This window comes from Salinarimonas sp. (assembly GCF_040111675.1).
Lineage (GTDB): Bacteria > Pseudomonadota > Alphaproteobacteria > Rhizobiales > Beijerinckiaceae > Salinarimonas.
Map to the genome: position 1 here is coordinate 4580989 of NZ_CP157794.1, position 18472 is coordinate 4599460.

Genomic DNA, 18472 nt, shown 5'->3' on the forward strand with positions numbered 1-18472 from the left:
CCTCGCACCGCGCTAGGGCTGCGGATGCGGGTTTCGCCGGATGCGAGAGAAAAGATGCGAACACGTCTGCGCGACCCTTCGGATGCGCCGGCCTTCCTGGCGGGCGGCGGGGAGACGGGCGCGCTCATGCGCGGCCTCGACTGGGCTGCGAACCCGCTCGGCCCGCCGGAGAGCTGGCCGGAGCCGCTCAAGACCATCGTCGGCGTCATCCTGGCGGCGAACCAGGCGATGTTCGTCGTCTGGGGGCCCGAGCAGACGATGCTCTACAACGACGCCTACGCCGAGATCCTCGGCGGCAAGCATCCCGCGGCGCTCGCCCGTCCGTTCTTCGCGACGTGGTTCGAGCTGGTCGACACCGTCGGCCCGATCATGGAGCGGGGTTATGCGGGCGAGCCCACGACGATGGACGACATCGAGCTCGTCATGCTGCGCAAGGGCTTTCCGGAGGAGACCCATTTCTCCTTCTTCTACGCGCCGCTGCGCGAGGAGGCCGCCGGCCGGGTCAACGGCGTCTACTGCGCCTGCGTCGAGATCACCGGCAAGGTGATGGCCGAGCGCCGCGCCGCCTTCGCCGCGCGCCTGGACGACGTGCTGCGCGAGCTGGAGGACCCGCGCGCCGTGATGAAGGCGGCCGCCGCCACGCTCGGCGAGCGGCTGGGCGCCGACCGCGTCGGCTACGGCGAGGTCGAGGCGGACGGCGCGCATGTCCGGGTCCAGGAGGACTGGACCCGCCCCCCGCTGGCCTCCGCCGTGGGACGGCACGTCTTCCGCAGCTTCGGGGAGGCCGTGGCCGCCGAGCTCGCGGCCGGCCGCCGCGTCGTCTGGAACGACGCCCCCACCGCCGCGGCGGACGAGGACGAGCGGGCGCGATACGAGGCCTACGGCGTCGGCGCGCAGATCGCGATCCCGCTCGTCAAGGGCGGGGGCCTCGCGGCCGTCCTGTTCGTGCATGCGCGCGAGAGGCGGCGCTGGACCGACCAGGAGCTGGCGCTCGTCGGCGACGTCGCCGAGCGCACCTGGGAGGCCGTGGAGCGGGCCCGCGCCACGAGCGAGCTGCGCGAGAGCGAGGCGCGCCTGCGCGAGCTCGCCGACAACGTCCACCAGTTCGTCTGGACCGCGGACGCGACGGGATGGATCACCTGGTTCAATCGGCGCTGGTTCGACTATACCGGCACGACGCTCGAGGACATGCAGGGCTGGGGCTGGCGGTCGGTGCACCACCCCGATCACGTCGACCGGGTCGTCGCCAAGCTCGCGCGCGCCTTCAAGACCGGCGCCGCGTGGGAGGACACCTTCCCCCTCCGCGGCCGGGACGGGACCTATCGCTGGTTCCTCAGCCGGGCGCTGCCGATCCACGACGCGAGCGGCGCCATCGTGCGCTGGTTCGGCACCAACACCGACGTCACCGAGGAGCGCGAGGCGCGCGAGGCGCTCGGCCGCCTCACGGAGACGCTCGAGGCGCAGGTCGCTCAGCGGACGGAGGAGCGCGACCGGATGTGGCGGCTGAGCCAGGATCTGCTCGTCGTCATGACGCTCGACGGGCGCCTCGTCAGCGTGAACCCGGCCTGGACCCGCATCCTCGGCTGGACCGAGGCCGAGATCGTCGGCCGCCATCATTCCGAGCTGAAGCATCCCGACGACGTGGCCAAGGGCGACGCCGGCCTCGCCCACCTGGGCGAGGGCGAGATCGTCACCGGCCACGAGGACCGCTACCGGCACCGGGACGGCACCTATCGCTGGATCTCTTGGACGGCCGTGCCGCAGGGCCCGCTGGTCTACGCCGCGGGCCGCGACGTCACCGAGGAGAAGGCGCGCCGGTCCGAGCTCGCCGCGGCCCAGGAGCAATTGCGCCAGTCGCAGAAGATGGAGGCGATCGGCCAGCTCACCGGCGGGGTCGCGCACGACTTCAACAACCTGCTCACCATCGTGCGCAGCTCGGTGGGCTTCCTGCGCCGGCCCGACCTTCCGGACGAGCGGCGCCGGCGCTACGTCGCGGCCATCGGCGAGGCGGTGGATCGCGGCGCCAAGCTCACCGGCCAGCTCCTCGCCTTCGCGCGGCGCCAGACGCTGACGCCGGAAGTCTTCGACGTGCCCGCCCGCGTCTCGGCGACCGCGGAGATGCTGCGCTCCGTGCTGGGCGCGAGCGTGACGATCACCGTCGAGGTCGCGTGCGACCCGTGCTTCGCCGAGGCCGACGTCAGCCAATTCGACACGGCCCTCGTCAACATGGCCCTGAACGCCAAGGACGCCATGGCCGGGGCCGGCGCGCTCACGCTGCGGGTCATGTCGGAGGAGGAGCGGGTCGCGGTCTCGCTCTCGGACACCGGCTCCGGCATCGCGCATGACGCGCTGGAGCGCATCTTCGAGCCCTTCTTCACCACCAAGGAGGTGGGCAAGGGTACGGGGCTCGGCCTCTCCCAGGTGTTCGGCTTCGCCAAGCAGTCCGGCGGCGACGTCGCCGTCGAGAGCGAGCCCGGCCGCGGCACGACCTTCACGCTCTACCTCCCGCGCGTCGCCGCGGGCCCGCAGGACGCGGCGGCGCCCCGCCCGGAGAGCCGCCTCGTCGACGGCGCGGGCCGGCGTGTGCTCGTCGTCGAGGACAATGCGGAGATCGGCGCCTTCGCCGTGCAGATCCTGGACGATCTCGGTTACGCCACCACGCGGGCGGGAAGCGGCGAGGAGGCGTTGCAGCGTCTCGAGGAGGCGCCCGAGCGCTTCGACGCGGTGTTCTCCGACGTGGTCATGCCGGGGATGAGCGGCGTCGAGCTCGGCCGGACCGTACGCCGGCGCTGGCCCGGCCTGCCGGTGATCCTGACGAGCGGCTACAGCGACGTCCTCGCCGAGGAGGGCGCCGGCGGCTTCGAGCTGGTGCGCAAGCCCTACGGCGCGGAGGACCTCTCCCGGGCGCTGGGCGGGCCGTTCGCGGGACCGCCCGGCGCCGGCTGATCCGTCCGGCTAACCGCGGCTCGCCAGCGCCACGCCCAGAGCGGCGACGGCCATGCCGAGCATCTGCACCGGCGCGAGGGTCTCCCCGAACAGGAAATACGCCATCACCGCCGAGCAGGGCGGCACCAGGAACAGCAGCGAAGCGACGCCCGCCACCGCGCCGCGTCGGATCAGGATCAGCAGCAGCGAGATCGCCCCGATGGAGAGGCCGAGCACCGCCCAGGCGAGGCCGATCGCGACCTGCGGCGTGAAGGCGATGCGGCCCTCCTCCAGGAGAAGGGCGAGCGGCGCGGTGAACAGGAGCGCGCCGCCATACTGCACGACCGTGTTGGTGCGCAGGTCGAGCCGCGCCGCCGTGCGCTTCTGCCAGATCGTGCCGAGCGTGATGGCGAGAACCGCGAGGAAGCAGATCGCGAGCGGGAAGATCGGGATGCCCGCCCCGGCCCCGAGCCGCGGCGCGATGACGAGCAGCGCGCCCGAGAAGCCGACGGCGATGCCGAGCCAGCGCCGCGCCGAGACGCGCTCGCCCAGCAGCGGCGCGACGAGGAGCGCCGTCATCAGGGGCTGGAGCCCGGCGACCAGAGCCGCGATCCCCGCCGGCAGGCCGTGATCCACCGACCAGAACACGCCGCCGAGATAGCCTCCGTGCAGCAGCATGCCGGCGACGAGCCCGTCGCGCCAGCCGATCCAGTCGCTCGGCCAGGCCGCGCCCGCGACCACGGCCGCGATCGCCAGCACCCCGATGGCGAGCGCATAGCGCAGCGCCAGGAAGCTCAAGGGGTCGGCGTCCGGCGCGACGAGGCGCGCGACGACGAAGCCCGTCGCCCAGATGACGACGAAGAGCGGCGGCGCGAGCCGGGCGACGAGATCGCGGTTCGGGGCGGTGGGCGCGTCCATCGCCCCGTGGCTTACAGGCCGATCGGGACGCACGCCAGCTTGCGCCGCGTGCGCGTTTGCGCCATCTGCCAGGGGAACCCTCGACCGGCCCCTCGACGGATGCCCGGCCGGGGTCCCCGAAGGCCCGCCTCGCCGGGTAGAGGAGGCACGCCGCCTTGGCCGTCGCGCGAAAGATCCTCGCGGTCCTGACGCTCGCCTACAATCGCTTCCTGCTGCACGACGGCTGGGCGATCGCGAGCCATATCGCGCTCTTCGCGCTGTTCTCGTTCTTCCCGTTCCTGATCCTGCTCACCGCGCTCGCCTCGACCTTCGAGTTCGGCACGCTGGCCGACAACGCCACCGAGATCATCCTCGACGTGTTTCCGGGAGAAGTGGCCGAGCCGCTGGCCGCCGAGGTGCGCACGGTCCTCACCGAATGGCGCGGCGATCTCCTCACCATCGGCGCGGCGCTGGCGCTGTGGTTCTCCTCGAACGGGATCGAGGCGCTGCGGGTGGGCCTCAACCGCGCCTACGGCGTGCGCGAGAACCGCGCCTGGTACGTGACGCGGATCGAGTCGATCTTCTTCGTCGCCATCGTCGCGGTGGTGATGATGGTGTTCTCGCTCGCCGTCGTGCTGGGGCCGCTGCTGTGGCGGGCGGCGACCGGCTTCTTCCCGGCCCTCGCGCCGTTCTCGCAGATGGTGGGCCTCTTGCGGCTCGGCGCGACGACGGTCCTCATCGCCATCGCCCTCGTCGTCACCCACAAGTTCCTCGCCGCCGGCTACCGCAGCACGCTGTCCGTCCTGCCCGGCGTGGCGGTGACGCTCGTCCTGTGGATCGTGGGCGGGCTGGGCTTCGGCTTCTACCTCGCCCAGTTCCCGGGCTCCTACGCCTCGACCTATGGCGGCCTCGCCACGGCGATGATGTCGCTGATCTTCCTCTACACGATCGCGGTGATCTTCATCGTCGGCGGCGAGATCAACGGCGCGGCGATCGCGCTGAAAAAGAGCGCGAAGAAGAGCCGGGTGCGGAGCGGGTGAGGCGGTGGTCAGGCCATGGTCTGATTCGGTCGTCGAGATTTCAGGATGCGGGATGTATCCGCCGGCCTTCGGCCGACTCCCTCCCCTGCGGAGAGGGTCCGCGCCCGCTCACATCTCCCGCCCGCGCAGCCATTTCCACGAGAACACGACGAACACCACCGCCAGGACGCCGGCGAGGCCGAACCAGGTGAAGGCGTATTGCAGGTGGTTGTTGGGCGGCTCGAGCACGGTGGCGCCGCCGCGGGGCCAGGCGTCGGCGGGGGCGGCCTCGTCGCGCACGGCGTCGACGTAGAAGGGCGCGACCCGCTCCAGGCCCTGCGCCTGCGCGATCTGGCCGAGATCGCGGGTGAACCATTGCCCGGCGGCGGGATCGTTGTCGGGGACGAAGGGCGCCTGCTCCTCGCTGGCGCGCACGAGGCCCTCGACCGTGACCGCGCCCTCCGGCCGCGCCGCCTCGTCGAGGAGCGGGGTCGGCACGAAGCCGCGATTGACGACGACGATCGCGCCGGTGTCGAGCTCGAGCGGGGTGAGGAGGTAGTTGCCCTGCAGCGGCTGGCCGCGCGTCTCCCCCGGCAGGAGCCCGTGCACGGCGACCTCGTCGGCGAAAAGGTATTCCCCTGAGACCAGGACCCGCCGGTACTCCTGCGCGTCCTTCGAGAAGGCGCCCCACTCGGCCTCCGGCAGGATCTCGCCGGGTGCACCATGGGCGCGGGCCTCGATCTGGGCGATGACGCCCTCTTTCCACGCGAGCCGCTGCAGCTGCCAGACGCCGAGCCCGACGAGGATGGCCAGCGAGATCGCGGTGGCGATCCCGGCCATGATCAGGGCGCGCCAGCGCGGGCGCGCGTCGCTCTCGCCGTTGCGGACAACCTCGACCGTCACCGCGCGGCCCTCCTCACTTGTTCTCGAGCCGGCCTTCCTCGGCCCGGTGGTGGTACTGCAGCGCGATCATCACGCCCTTGAGCGGCCGGATCACGGCGAGGCTCAGGATGGCGGTGAGCGGGAACCAGAGCGCGATATGCACCCAGACCGGCGGCGTGAAGGCGAACTCGACCCACAGAGCGAGACCCACCACCAGAAAACCCACGATGAACATCACGAACACGGCAGGCCCGTCGGCGGCGTCGGCGAAGCCGTAGTCGAGCCCGCACGCCTCGCAGCGCTCGCGCACCGCGAGGTAGCCGTCGAACATGTGCCCTTCCCCGCAGCGCGGGCAGCGGCCCTTGGCGCCGGCGGGGATGGGGGGCGGCTCGGAACCGGGGCGATAGGCCATGAGCGAGGAAATCTCCTGCCTGAAAACGTGAAGGGCGGCGTCGCCGCCGCCCTTCATATGGGGATCGCGTGCGCGGACGTCAGTGCCCGCCGTATCCGTAGACGTAGATCGCGGCGAACAGGAACAGCCACACCACGTCGACGAAGTGCCAGTACCAGGCGGCGAACTCGAAGCCGAGATGCTGCTTCGTCGTGAAGTGGCCGAGATAGACGCGCCACAGGCACACGGCGAGGAAGATCGTCCCGATGATGACGTGCGCCCCGTGGAAGCCCGTCGCCATGAAGAAGGTCGCGCCGTAGATGTGGCCCGAGAAGGTGAAGTGCGCGTGGGTGTACTCGTAGATCTGCAGCAGCGTGAAGAACCCGCCCAGCGCGACGGTGAGCCACAGGCCCCACTTCACGGACTGACGGTCGCCCTCGAGCAGCGCGTGGTGCGCCCAGGTGATCGTCGTGCCGGAGGTGAGCAGCACGAGCGTGCCGAACAGCGGCAGGTGCCAGGGATCGAACGTCTCGATGCCCGCCGGCGGCCAGGCGCCGCCGGTGATCTCGGTGCGCTGGAACTGGTTGTCGGCGGCCGGGAACAGGGCGACGTCGAAATAGGCCCAGAACCAGGCGACGAAGAACATCACCTCGGAGGCGATGAACATGATCATGCCGTAGCGATGGTGCAGCTGGACGACGCGGGTGTGGTCGCCCGCCTGCGCCTCCTTGATGACGTCCATCCACCAGCCGGCCATGGTGTAGAAGACGCCGAGGAGACCGGCGCCGAAGATCAGGCCGCCGATGTCGAGGCCCGCGACGTTCATGTCGCGGATCCAGGTGATGAAGCCTACCGCGAGAACGAAGGCGCTGACGGATCCGATGATCGGCCAGGGGCTCGGGTCGACGAGATGGTAATCGTGTTTCTTGGCGTGGGCGTCGGCCATGGCTCTTGTCTCTCCGGTGCCTCTCTCCGCGGTCCCGCGTCCGCGTGTTCTCTCACAGGGCCGGCGGCTGCGACGCCGCCGCGTTGGTGATCGGCGCGCCGCTCTCGTCGGGCTCGCCGTTCTTGGACGGAAAATAGGTGTAGGACAAGGTGATCGTGGAGATGTCCCGCGCGGCCGGGTCCTCGACGATCGCCGGGTCGACGTAGAACATCACCGCCGAGTTCATCGCCTCGCCGGCGGCGAGCGTGTTCTCCGTGAAGCAGAAGCACTGCAGCTTGACGAAGTACTGGCCCGCGATCGCCGGGGTGACGTTGAAGGTCGCGACGCCGGCGCGGGCCTCCTCGGTGGGGTTCGCCACCTCGTAGAACACGGTCTGCGTCTCGCCGATGCGCACCTCGATCTGCGGCGCCTCGGCCGAGAAGCGCCAGCCGAGATCGCGCGAGACGTTGGCGTCGAAGCGCACCTTCACCGTCTCGTCGAGGATCGTGCCGGCCTCGGCCGTGCCGACGAGCGGCGTGCCGCCGAAGCCGGTGATGCGGCAGAACAGGTCGTAGAGCGGCACCGAGGCGTAGGCGAGGCCGACCATGCCGGCGACCACGCTCACGCAGGTGACGACCGTGCGGCGCACCGCGCGGGACTGGTCGGCGGTGCGGGCGTCGGTTTCGGTCGTGGTCGTCTCGCTCATGTCTCGCCTCCGCTTCACAGGGGCCGATCGAGGATGCCGGGGCCCATCTTGGCGATGGTCACGGCGTAGAACAGGGCCACCAGGGCGGCCAGCGCGATGGCGAGCGCGATGGAGCGGCCCCGGCGTCGGCGGCGGAACTCCTCCGCCGCGCGCTCCTCGTCCGACATCTCGCGCTCGTGGTTCTCGCCCGCCTTAGCCATCAGGCCATCCCCGGGATCACGAGGGCCGGCACGGCGCTGTAGAGGCCGAGCCCGTGCTCGGCGAGCAGCACAGCGAACAGGATGAACAGGTGCAGGATGGTGAAGCCGAACAGCCGCTGCGCGGCCTTCATGGCCTCCTCGCCCTCGCGGATGCGGTAGACCCGCCAGGCGAGGCCGAGCATGGCGAGCGCGGTCAGCCCGCCGATCACGGTGTAGGCGAGGCCGCCGAAGCCGAGCGGGATCGGGGCCAGCGTCGCGGGCACGAAGACCAGCGTGTACAGCCAGATCTGGCGGCGGGTCTCGTCGGCGCCCTTGACGTTGGGCAGCATCGGCACGCCGGCGCGGGCGTAGTCGCCGGACTTGACCAGGGCGAGCGCCCAGAAATGCGGCGGCGTCCACAGGAAGATGATGGCGAACAGCACCAGCGTCTCGATGCCGAGCGTGCCCGTCACGGCGGCGTCCGCCACCATGGGCGGGAAGGCGCCGGCCGCGCCGCCGATGACGATGTTCTGCGGCGTCGCGCGCTTGAGCCACATCGAGTAGATCACGGCGTAGAAGAAGATCGTGAAGGCCAGGAAGGCCGCCGCGAACCAGTTCGCCACGAGGCCGAGCGTCAGCACCGAGCCGACGGAGAGCGTCAGCCCGAAGGCCAGCGCCTCGCCCCCGCTCACCCGCCCGGCCGGGATCGGCCGCTTGCGGGTGCGGGTCATCACGGCGTCGATGTCTGCGTCCCACCACATGTTGAGCGCGCCGGACGCGCCGGCTCCGACCGCGATGGCGAGGAGCGCTGCGAAGGCGACGACCGGGTGCACGGCGGACTCGACAACGACCATGCCGACGAGCGCCGTGAAGACGACGAGGAACATCACTCGCGGCTTCAGCAGCGCCAGGAAATCCCCGGCCTCGGCCGTGGAGCCGCCGATGGCGCGCGGAGCGCCGGCCATGGGCGTGGCGTAGGTGTCGGTCGTCGCGGTCAGGGACTGGGACATGGACATGGACAGGTGCGCGTCTCGGTTCCGGTGGGCGCGGCGCGCCCCTCTCGCAAGCGGTCGATCCGCGCCGACGCGCGGATCGCGATGGAGGTCTCCTTTCCGGGAGGCCCCTCTCCGGAGCGCCTCGGCGCGGCGCCTCGATGGCGCTCCGGGGAGGGGCCGGGCGGCGAAGGGCCGCCCGGCGGGAAGGACGCGAAGATCAGTGACGGGTGTCGGCGATCTTCGGCAGCTCCTCGAACTGGTGGAAGGGCGGCGGAGAGGACAGGGTCCATTCCAGCGTCGTGGCGCCCTCGCCCCACGGATTGGCCGCGGCGACCTCCTTGCGGCGGAACGCCAGGAAAATGCCGTAGAGGAAGACCAGCAGGCCGACGGCGAAGATGTACGAGCCGATCGACGAGACCAGGTTCCAGCCCGCGAACGCGTCCGGATAGTCGGCGTAGCGGCGCGGCATGCCGGCGAGGCCGAGGAAGTGCATCGGGAAGAACAGCACGTTGGCGCCGATGAAGGCGATCCAGAAGTGCACCTTGCCGACCCACTCGGGCATCACGTAGCCGGTCATCTTCGGGAACCAGTAGTACACGCCCGCGAAGATGATGAACACGGCGCCCAGCGAGAGCACGTAGTGGAAGTGCGCCACCACGTAGTAGGTGTCGTGCATGTAGCGGTCGATCGACGCGTTCGCCAGAACGACGCCGGTGACGCCGCCGACGGTGAACAGGAAGATGAAGCCCACGGCCCACTGCATGGCGGCGGTGAACTTGATCGACCCGCCCCACATCGTCGCGATCCAGGAGAAGATCTTGATGCCGGTGGGCACCGCGATCACCATCGTCGCGAAGACGAAGTAGGCCTGCGTCTGCAGCGACAGGCCGACCGTGTACATGTGGTGCGCCCACACGACGAAGCCGACGACGCCGATCGCGACCATGGCGTAGGCCATGCCGAGATAGCCGAAGATCGGCTTCTTCGAGAAGGTCGCGATGATGTGCGACACGATCCCGAAGGCGGGCAGGATCATGATGTACACTTCCGGGTGCCCGAAGAACCAGAACAGGTGCTGGTAGAGGATCGGGTCGCCGCCGCCGGCCGGGTCGAAGAACGTCGTGCCGAAGTTGCGGTCCGTCAGCAGCATCGTGATCGCGCCGGCGAGCACCGGCAGCGCGAGCAGCAGCAGGAACGCGGTCACCAGCATCGACCACGCGAACAGCGGCATCTTGTGCAGGGTCATGCCCGGCGCGCGCATGTTCAGGATCGTGGTGATGAAGTTGATCGCGCCGAGGATCGAGGCCGCGCCGGCGAGGTGCAGCGACAGGATCGCGAAGTCGAGCGCCGGGCCGGGATGGCCCATCGTCGCGAGCGGCGGATACACCGTCCAGCCGCCGCCGAAGCCGAGCGAGCCGGGCGCGCCCTCCACGAAGAGCGACAGGACGAGCAGGCAGAAGGCCGCCACCGTCAGCCAGAAGGAGATGTTGTTCATGCGCGGGAACGCCATGTCCGGCGCCCCGATCATGATCGGCACGAACCAGTTGCCGAACCCGCCGATCAGCGCCGGCATCACCATGAAGAACACCATGATGAGCCCGTGACCCGTCACGAAGACGTTGTAGGTCTGCGGGTTCGTGAAGAACTGCATCCCGGGCTCCTGGAGCTCCAGGCGAATCCCGATGGACAGGGCGCCGCCGACCAGACCCGCGATGAACGCGAAGATCAGGTACATCGTGCCGATGTCCTTGTGGTTCGTGGAGTAGAGCCAGCGCCGCCACCCGGTGGGATGGTCGTGCGCGCCCGCCTCGGCGGCGTGGGTCGCGGTAGCCATTGTCGTCGTACCCTCTTAGGCCTCGAGCGGCCTTTCTCGAGTGTCACCCAGTCTGTCCGGCGGCGCCCCAGCGCGCCGCCCAAATCTCTCGGAAGAGAGAGGCGCGCTTCAGCGCGCCGGCTCCTCGATCGTCGCGGCGACGCGCGTCGCGCCGTATTCGGTCGAGGCGAAGCGGTTCTGCGCCTCCTCCAGCCAGGTCGCGTACTCGGCCTCGGAGACGACGCGGATCGCGATCGGCATGAAGGCGTGGCGGGCGCCGCAGAGCTCGGAGCACTGGCCGTAATAGATGCCCTCGCGCTCGGCCTTGAACCAGGTCTCGTTCAGGCGGCCCGGGACGGCGTCGATCTTCAGGCCGAAGGAGGGCAGCGCGAAGGCGTGCAGCACGTCGGCCGCGGTGACCTGCAGCTTCACCACCTTGTTCACCGGGACGACGACCTCGTTGTCCACGGCGAGCAGGCGCGGCTGGCCGGCGGCGGCGGCCTGCTCGTCCTCGAGCATCAGCGAGTCGAAGACGAAGCCGCCCTGGTCGGTCGGATACTCGTAGGACCAGTACCAGGAATGGCCCGTGGCCTTCACGATCACGTCCGGCTCGGGGATGATCAGCTGCTCGCGCAGGATCCGGAACGAGGGGATGGCGATGCCGACCAGGATGAGGATCGGGATCACCGTCCAGGCCACCTCGATCATCGTGTTGTGCGAGGTCTTGGACGGCGTGGGGTTCTTGCGCTCGTTGAAGCGCAGCATCACGGCGAGCAGCAGGCCGCCCACGAACAGCGTGATGATGGTGATGACCCACACGAGGCCCGTGTGGAAGCCGTACATGTTCTGAGCGGTCGCCGTGACCGGCGTCTGCATCGAGATCTGCCAGTCGACCGGCTGGCCGACCTGGGCGAGGGCGGCGCCGGACGCCGCGAGGGACGCCACCAGGGCCGCCGCGAAGATACCTACCGAACCAATCCGCATCGTCTTCCCCGAAGCTCCTTGTGCGACCGTCGCGCGCCAAGCCCGTCTGTCGGGGGGGAATCGGCGGGCGCTGTCGGCATGCGCGATGGATTTGATCCACGTCAAAATCACAAGAGGGTGACGAGCGCAACGGCCCCAAAGTCGCAGATCGAGGCGCGTCGTCGCCCAATTCTCCCCGGCAGCCCACAGGAATAAGGCCGGAAGGCCGCGCTCGCCACCTCCCCGCGTCGGTCCGCCGCGCGTCACGGCGGGCTTCCTTGACAAAGCGTCGCGTCGGTGATCCCAACGAGACGAGGATGCTCGCACACATGCAGTTCCTTGAACGTGTCGCGTCGATCGGACGCGCCGACGCACGCCCGCCCGAGCTCGAGGACCCCACGATGGCCGGCTCCGCCCCCGCGACTGTCCCCACCGTAGCAGCGCCGCCTCGCGGTCGGTCGCGCCCGCATGCGCGCCTGCGCGCGATTGTCGCAGGCGCGACGGCGTTTCTCGGCGCCGCTGTGGCGCTTTCGCCGCAGGCGTCGGCCCAGGGCGTGGTCCGCGACACGTTCGGGGACTGGCAGCAGCGCTGCGAGACGCCGGCCGGCGCGCAGAGCGAGCAATGCGCCATCGTCCAGAACGTCGCGGCCGAGGACCGGCCGAACGTCACCCTCCTCGTCATCGTGCTCTCCACCGCCGACACGAACCAGAAGCTCCTGCGCGTCGTCGCGCCGCTCGGCGTTCTGCTGCCGGCGGGCCTCGGGCTGCGCGTCGACGACGTCGACGTCGGCTCGGCCGGCTTCGTGCGCTGCCTGCAGACGGGCTGCATCGCCGAGGTGATCATGGACGAGCCGCTGATCGAGCTCCTGCAGGGCGGCGAGGAGGCGACCTTCATCATCTTCCAGACGCCCGAGGAGGGCATCGGCATCCCGGTCTCGCTCGACGGCTTCGCCGAGGGCTTCGAGGCGCTGGCGGCCACGGGCTCGACCGCTCCGCAGTGAGGCGAGCGGGGCCCGGAGTCGACACCGCGCCCGGGCCTCGCTAGAGCTTGAGCGCACAACGAGATCGTTCGCGTGAGGGGGGCATCCGCCGTGTCGGCGCATCGTGGTTTCGCAACGGGAGCGGCGCTCGCCGCCCTTCTCGCCTTGTCCGCCTGCAGCTCGGTCTCGGGCGGCGGCGGGCCGCTCGCCGGCATCTTCGGCGGCGCGTCCGAGCCGCAGGCCGAGGAGACGACCTCCTTCACCGACTTCGTGGGCGCCGACGTCGCGCCGTGCCCGCGCCCCGAGGTGATCCAGGGCAACGCGGCCGAGCGCGTCTATCGCGGCGGCCGCTCCGGCTCGAACCAGGACCTGCGCTACCAGATCGGCGTCATCGACCTCGCCCGCGAATGCGCGATCACGCCCGAGGGCCAGAACCTCGTGAAGGTCGGCGTGCGCGGGCGCGTGCTCATCGGCCCCGCCGGGGGGCCCGGCACCTTCACGGCGCCGGTGCGCATCGTGGTGCGCACGCCCTCCACGGTCTTCGAGGACCGGTCGCGCCGTGTCTCCGTCACGATTCCGCAGGGGCGCACCCAGGCCGACTTCACGCTGGTGGAGGAGAACCTGAGGGTTCCGCTGTCGGCGGGCGACAACTTCCTCATCGAGGTCGGGATCGACGGCTGAGGCCGGGCCGTCTCCTCGAAACGGCCGCAAAGCGAGCGCATGCGGCTCTCCCGCACGGACGCGCGTCGCGCGTCGCGCGCTTGCGTGGCCTGGCGTCGCGCTTTACGAACGCATGATCCGTCAGCGCGGCTCCCGCCCGGGGCCGCGGCCCCGCCCCCGACGATCGCCCCGCCCGGGGCGCACGAGAGTGTTCGAGCGTTGCGAGCCGCCCATCTCGCCCTGACCCTGGTCCTGACCGCGCTCGCCCTCCTGGGCGCCGTCGCACCCGCCGGCGCGGTGGACGCCGTGCGCGTCAACCGGGACGTGACGGCCATCGACCTGACGCCGGCCATCGAGCGCTACCGGTCCGACGGCGACGTCATCCAGATCTCCACCGCCCCGGGGCCGGACGGCATCGTGCGGCGCATCGCCGTGCGCGCCCGCGAGGCCGGCACGCGGCCGGACTGGATCGTCTTCGCGCTGACCAACGACGGCGACGAGCAGATCGACCGTCTCCTCGTGGCGCCGCATTTCCGGCTCTCCGGCTCCGGCGTGATCTGGCCGGACCTGGGCGCCTCGCGCATCGCCGCGATCACGGCGAGCCAGGGCATCCGCCCGGACAAGCTGCCCGATCCGGAAGCCGACCTGTTCGTCATCACCCTCGACCCGGGCACCACGGTCACCTACGTCGCGGAGCTGCGCGACCCGAACGTGCCGCGCCTCTATCTCTACGAGCCCGACGTCTATCGCGACAAGGAGAACGGGCTCACGCTCTACAAGGGCATCATCATCGGCATCGCGGGCCTGCTCGCGCTCTTCCTCACCGTCGTGTTCGTGGTGAAGGGCGCCTTGATCTTCCCCGCCGCGGCCGCCCTCGCCTGGGCGGTGCTCGCCTATGCCGGCATCGATTTCGGCTTCTTCGAGCGCGTCTTTCCCCTCGCCGAGGACGCCGAGCGCGTCTATCGGGCCGCCGCCGAGGCGATCCTCGCGGCGACGCTGCTCGTCTTCCTGTTCGCCTATCTCAACCTCAATCGCTGGCACGTGCGCTACGGCCACGTGACGCTGCTCTGGCTCGCCTTCCTGGCGGGCCTCGTCGGCCTCGCGGTGGTCGATCCGCCGGTGGCGGCGGGCGTGGCGCGCATCTCGCTCGCCGCGGTGGCGGGGATCGGCTTCGTCCTCGTGCTGCACCTCGCGACGCACGGCTACGACCGCGCGGTGATGCTGATCCCGACCTGGCTGCTCCTCGTCGTCTGGGTGGCGGCGGCGAGCTTCACCGTGCTCGGGCAGCTGCAGAGCGACATCGTGGCGCCGGCGCTGATCGGCGGGCTCGTGCTCGTCGTCATGCTGATCGGCTTCACCGTGATGCAGCACGCCTTCGCGGGGGGCGCCCTCGCCCACGGCTCCGTGTCGGACGCCGAGCGCCGCGCGCTCGCGCTCTCGGGCTCCGGCGACGTCGTGTTCGACTGGGACGTCGTGTCCGATCGCGTCTTCGTCTCGCCGGAGGTGGAGACCCTGCTCGGCCTCAAGCGGGGGGCGCTGGCGGGCCCCGCCGCGGGCCTGCTCGACGCCGTCCACCCGTTCGACCGCGATCGCGCCTCGGCCGCCCTCGACGCCGTGATCGAGCAGCGGCGCGGGCGCGTGTCGCAGGATTTCCGCCTGCGCGCGGTGGAGGGCTCGTATCACTGGTTCCGGCTCAAGGCCCGCCCCGTCGTCGGCTCCGACGGCGAGGTGATCCGCATCGTCGGCACGCTGTCCGACGTCACCGAGAACAAGACCTCGGAGGAGCGCCTGCTCTTCGACGCGGTGCACGACAACCTCACCGGGCTGCCGAACCGCCAGCTGTTCGAGGACCGGCTCGACGCCGCCCTCGCCTTCGCCGCGCAGGACCAGAGCCTGCGCCCCGCGGTGATCATGGTCGACCTCGACCGCTTCAAGCTGATCAACGAGGCCGTCGGCCTCGCCGGGGGCGACGCCATCCTGCTCACGCTCTCGCGCCGGCTCGGGCGCCTGCTGCGCCCGCAGGACACGCTGGCGCGCATCGCCGGCGACAGCTTCGGGATCATCCTCCTCTCGGAGCGCGATCCCGAGCGCGTGATGTCCTTCGCCGAGATGACGCGCCGCGCCCTCGCGACGCCCGTCACCCACGCCGAGCGGGAGCTCTTCCTCACCGGCTCCATCGGCGTCGCCCTGCACGACCAGACGGCCGACACCCGCCGCGAGGACGTGATCCGCAAGGCCGAGATCGCCATGGCCCACGCCAAGCGCCAGGGCGGCAACCGCATCGAGATCTTCAAGCCGACCATGCAGACCGGCCGCGACGACCGCCTCGCGCTCGCCGGCGACCTGCGCCGCGCACTCGAGCGCGGCGAGATGAAGGTCTTGTTCCAGCCCGTGGTGCGGCTCGAGGACCGCACCATCGCGGGCTTCGAGGCGCTGCTGCGCTGGGACCACCCGCGTCTCGGCCGGCTCTCGCCCGCGACCTTCATTCCCATCGCCGAGGAGACCGGCCTCGTCGCCGAGCTCGGCGGCTTCGCGCTGGAGCGCGCGGCCCAGGAGCTCGCCGCCTGGCAGGCGGCGCTCGACGTGGAGCCGCCGATCTTCGCGGCCGTGAACGTCTCCTCGCGTCAGCTGCTGCGCCAGGACATCCTCAACGAGGTGAAGACCGCGCTCGCCCGTTCCGGCGTGCTGCCCGGCTCGCTCAAGCTCGAGCTCACCGAGAGCCTGGTGATGGACAATCCGGAATACGCAGCCCAGATGCTGACGCGCCTGAAGGATCTCGGCGCCGGTCTCGCGCTGGACGATTTCGGCACGGGCTATTCCTCGCTGTCCTACCTGCAGCGCTTCCCGTTCGACACGATCAAGATCGACCAGTCCTTCGTGCGCGCCCTCGCCCGCGGGCAGGAGCCGGTGATCCTGCGCTCCATCGTGCGCCTCGCCGAGGAGCTCGGCATGGACGTCGTCGCCGAGGGCGCCGAGAGCGAGGAGGAGGCGGCCGCGCTCGAGGCGCTCGGCTGCGACTACGCGCAGGGCTTCGTCTTCGGCGAGCCGATGTCGCCTCTCCAGGCCCGTCGCCTCGTCGGCGCCGCGCCGGAGGCGGCGTGAGCCGGAGGCCGCTCAGGACAGCTTGCGCAGGAGCGCGAGCAGCGTCTTCGCCTCGCGGGGGGTGAGCGGGTCGAGAGTGCGGGTGGAGACCTCCTCGCCCACCGCGCGCATGGCGCGGGCGGCGGCCTCGCCCTCCTCGGTGAGGCTGATCGCGACGAGGCGGGCGTCGTCCACGACCGGGCTCTGGCGCACGTAGCCGCGCTTCATCAGCCGTCCGACCACCCCGAAGATCGTGGCGGGGTCCATGGCGGTGAGGCGGCCGAGCTGGTTCTGCGGCGTCGGCCCCCGGTCGAGCAGCGCGACGAGCGCCGCGAATTGCGTCGGCGTCACCGAGAAGCGGCCCATCACCGCGTTGAAGATCTCCGTGTTGCGCTGATGCGCCCGGCGCAGGAGATGCCCGACCTGGGTCTCCAGCCGGAAACTCGGATCGTCGGCGGCCTGCGCCGCCTCGTCCTCGCGCCCGTTCCTCTCCGCCTCGGCGGGTTCCGTCATGCCCGATCCGTCCCGTTCCGTCATCGTTGCGCCGAGCATAGGGCGCGCCCAAGACCTGCGCCAGAGCCGCGCGCGCCAGACTCGCGTGCGTCAGTCGCGCGGGGGCAGCGCGATCGCCGGCAGCTCGGTCGGCGGCAGCGCCTGGGTCGTCGCCGCGCGCGTGCCCGGCAGCGGCATGCCGCGGGCGCGCATGGCCAGCGCGATGGTGAGCCGCTCGGCCGCCTCGGGCGACATCATCGCCATCACCTCGGCCATGCGCCGCGGGTTCATCTTGTCCACGATGGGCACCAGCACCTCGAGGGCGAGGCGGTCGAACACGCGCGCGGCGTCCTTGGGCCGCATGGCCTCGTACATGGAGACGAGCCGGGTGAGCGCCTGCTCGTTCTCCTGCGTCTCCGGCCGCGGCGGGGCGGCGTCCGCCCGCGCCTGCGGCTCCGCGTTGGAGGCGGCCGCCGGATCCCCGCCGCCGATCCGCTCCTCCAGGCGACGCTCGGCGGCGGCGAGCAGCTCCTCGCGCATGTCGAGGTCGCGCAATCGTCGCTCGAGCTCGTCGCGCTGCTCGGCGATCCGCGCGATCAGCGCCTCCTCGGCCGGCGAGGCCGGGCTCGTCAGGTTCGGCAAGAGGCGGGGCTCGAGGCCGGGCTCGAGGCCGTCTCGCGCCGGGGCGTCGGCTTGCTCCGCGGATGGCGCCTCCGCTGCGCCGTCCTCCGGATTCGAGCCGGTGGTGACGACCTCCGGTCGGGGGCGATCCGCGCGGGCGAAGGCGAGCACGCGGGCGAAGGCGGGCAGCTCGGGCTCCTCGACGACGACGCTCGGGCCGGGTTCGGGCGTCGCCGGCTCGGGCGCGGGCTCGCGCAGGACGAAGCCGACGCCCTTCAAGAGCAGAAGCGCGGCCGCGGCGATGATCACCGCGTCCGTGAGCCTCAGCTTCGCCGAGCCGATCCGTCCGATCGCTTGCCTGAGATCCATGCGCGCGCCTCAGCGAGCCTCCCTCGTCAGACCCGGCCGACGCGTCTCGCGACGCGCTCGGCCAGAAGCTCCGCCGCCTGGCTGATCCGCTCGCTCGTCGCGGCCGCCGCGGGGCGGGCCGGCGCCAGCGCCGGCGGCGGCGCGGGCTGCGGGACCACGATGGCCTCGCGCCGCGGCGCCGCGACCGCGGGCGGCGGCGGGGCGAACCGCTCGGCGGGCGGCGGCGGCGGCGGCGCGGCGACGCGGCGGGAATTGTCGACCATCTGCATGATGCGGCCCATCACGCTCTCGCCCGCCTCGACCTGGCTCGCGAGGTCGGCGGCGTAGCGCTCGGCCGTGCGCAGGCGCTCGGCGAGCGTGCGGTCGCATTCGCCCAGCGTGGCGCGCAGGCCCGCGATGGCGCGCTCGGCGTTGTCGGTCGCCTGGACCAGCTCGCCGATCGTGCGGCGCATGGCGGCCTCGTCCGCCTGCAGCCGCGTGATGCGCCGGCCCAGCTTGGCGCAGGCGATCATGCACGCGACCAGCAGGACCGCGACCAGGATCTCCGCGAACAGCATCAGCACCGAGGTCATGC

At 71.2% G+C, this 18472-nt stretch carries 17 protein-coding genes; 5 read left to right on the plus strand and 12 right to left on the minus strand.

Translation table 11 applies throughout. From position 1 onward, the window contains the following. The first annotated feature begins 54 nt into the window (after positions 1 to 54). The gene (locus tag ABL310_RS21240; protein WP_349368990.1) at positions 55 to 2946 is read left to right on the plus strand and encodes a PAS domain S-box protein; all 2892 of its coding nucleotides are present in this window, start codon (positions 55 to 57) and stop codon (positions 2944 to 2946) included. Positions 2947 to 2955: 9 nt separating this feature from the next. Here the strand turns inward: ABL310_RS21240 and ABL310_RS21245 are convergent, their stop codons facing one another. After that, positions 2956 to 3843, minus strand: coding sequence for a DMT family transporter (locus ABL310_RS21245; RefSeq protein ID WP_349368991.1), 888 nt, complete (start codon positions 3841 to 3843; stop codon positions 2956 to 2958). 155 nt (positions 3844 to 3998) lie between these two features. Between ABL310_RS21245 and ABL310_RS21250 the strand changes: the two genes are divergently transcribed. Beyond that, on the plus strand, positions 3999 to 4862 hold the full coding sequence (locus tag ABL310_RS21250) for a YihY/virulence factor BrkB family protein (protein WP_349368992.1): 864 nt from the start codon (positions 3999 to 4001) through the stop codon (positions 4860 to 4862). A 108-nt stretch (positions 4863 to 4970) separates the two neighbouring features. On the opposite strand, the gene ABL310_RS21255 is transcribed toward ABL310_RS21250, so the two are convergent. The 8 genes from ABL310_RS21255 to coxB form a co-directional block, all read right to left on the minus strand. Beyond that, positions 4971 to 5744, minus strand: a complete 774-nt coding sequence (locus ABL310_RS21255) for an SURF1 family protein (protein WP_349368993.1) — start codon at positions 5742 to 5744, stop codon at positions 4971 to 4973. A 13-nt stretch (positions 5745 to 5757) separates the two neighbouring features. Beyond that, positions 5758 to 6135 carry a DUF983 domain-containing protein gene (locus tag ABL310_RS21260; RefSeq protein WP_349368994.1) on the minus strand — a complete coding sequence of 126 codons (378 nt, stop codon included), beginning with the start codon at positions 6133 to 6135 and terminating at the stop codon, positions 5758 to 5760. Between the two features lie 79 nt (positions 6136 to 6214). Beyond that, positions 6215 to 7060: a cytochrome c oxidase subunit 3 gene (locus ABL310_RS21265; protein ID WP_349368995.1), complete on the minus strand. Its 846-nt coding sequence runs from the start codon at positions 7058 to 7060 to the stop codon at positions 6215 to 6217. Positions 7061 to 7112: 52 nt separating this feature from the next. After that, positions 7113 to 7745, minus strand: a complete 633-nt coding sequence (locus tag ABL310_RS21270) for a cytochrome c oxidase assembly protein (RefSeq protein WP_349368996.1) — start codon at positions 7743 to 7745, stop codon at positions 7113 to 7115. Between the two features lie 14 nt (positions 7746 to 7759). Beyond that, positions 7760 to 7945: a hypothetical protein gene (locus ABL310_RS21275; protein ID WP_349372145.1), complete on the minus strand. Its 186-nt coding sequence runs from the start codon at positions 7943 to 7945 to the stop codon at positions 7760 to 7762. Beyond that, positions 7945 to 8940 (minus strand): heme o synthase, encoded by a 996-nt coding sequence (locus ABL310_RS21280; RefSeq protein ID WP_349368997.1) that lies wholly within the window; start codon positions 8938 to 8940, stop codon positions 7945 to 7947. The genes ABL310_RS21275 and ABL310_RS21280 overlap by 1 nt, the downstream gene beginning before the upstream one ends. 196 nt (positions 8941 to 9136) lie before the next feature. After that, complete coding sequence (gene ctaD, locus ABL310_RS21285) at positions 9137 to 10753, minus strand: cytochrome c oxidase subunit I (protein ID WP_349368998.1); 1617 nt, start codon at positions 10751 to 10753, stop codon at positions 9137 to 9139. Between the two features lie 108 nt (positions 10754 to 10861). Continuing rightward, positions 10862 to 11716 (minus strand): cytochrome c oxidase subunit II, encoded by an 855-nt coding sequence (gene coxB / locus ABL310_RS21290; RefSeq protein WP_349368999.1) that lies wholly within the window; start codon positions 11714 to 11716, stop codon positions 10862 to 10864. A gap of 380 nt (positions 11717 to 12096) precedes the next feature. Here coxB and ABL310_RS21295 point away from each other — a divergent pair, with 380 nt between their 5' ends. The 3 genes from ABL310_RS21295 (at position 12097) to ABL310_RS21305 (ending at position 16437) form a co-directional block, all read left to right on the plus strand. Continuing rightward, complete coding sequence (locus ABL310_RS21295; RefSeq protein WP_374730414.1) at positions 12097 to 12696, plus strand: invasion associated locus B family protein; 600 nt, start codon at positions 12097 to 12099, stop codon at positions 12694 to 12696. Between the two features lie 72 nt (positions 12697 to 12768). After that, on the plus strand, positions 12769 to 13356 hold the full coding sequence (locus tag ABL310_RS21300) for a hypothetical protein (RefSeq protein WP_349369000.1): 588 nt from the start codon (positions 12769 to 12771) through the stop codon (positions 13354 to 13356). Positions 13357 to 13554: 198 nt separating this feature from the next. Next, a complete protein-coding gene (locus ABL310_RS21305; RefSeq protein WP_349369001.1) occupies positions 13555 to 16437 on the plus strand; it encodes an EAL domain-containing protein in 2883 nt (960 codons plus the stop codon). Positions 16438 to 16449: 12 nt separating this feature from the next. On the opposite strand, the gene ABL310_RS21310 is transcribed toward ABL310_RS21305, so the two are convergent. The 3 genes from ABL310_RS21310 to ABL310_RS21320 all read right to left on the minus strand — a co-directional run bounded on the left by ABL310_RS21310 (position 16450) and on the right by ABL310_RS21320 (position 18470). Next, entirely contained in the window at positions 16450 to 16929 is a 480-nt protein-coding gene (locus ABL310_RS21310; protein ID WP_349369002.1) for a MarR family winged helix-turn-helix transcriptional regulator, read from the minus strand. Positions 16930 to 17019: 90 nt separating this feature from the next. Then, entirely contained in the window at positions 17020 to 17898 is an 879-nt protein-coding gene (locus ABL310_RS21315) for a hypothetical protein (protein WP_349369003.1), read from the minus strand. 26 nt (positions 17899 to 17924) lie between these two features. Continuing rightward, the gene (locus ABL310_RS21320; protein ID WP_349369004.1) at positions 17925 to 18470 is read right to left on the minus strand and encodes a DUF6468 domain-containing protein; all 546 of its coding nucleotides are present in this window, start codon (positions 18468 to 18470) and stop codon (positions 17925 to 17927) included. Positions 18471 to 18472: the final 2 nt, after the last annotated feature.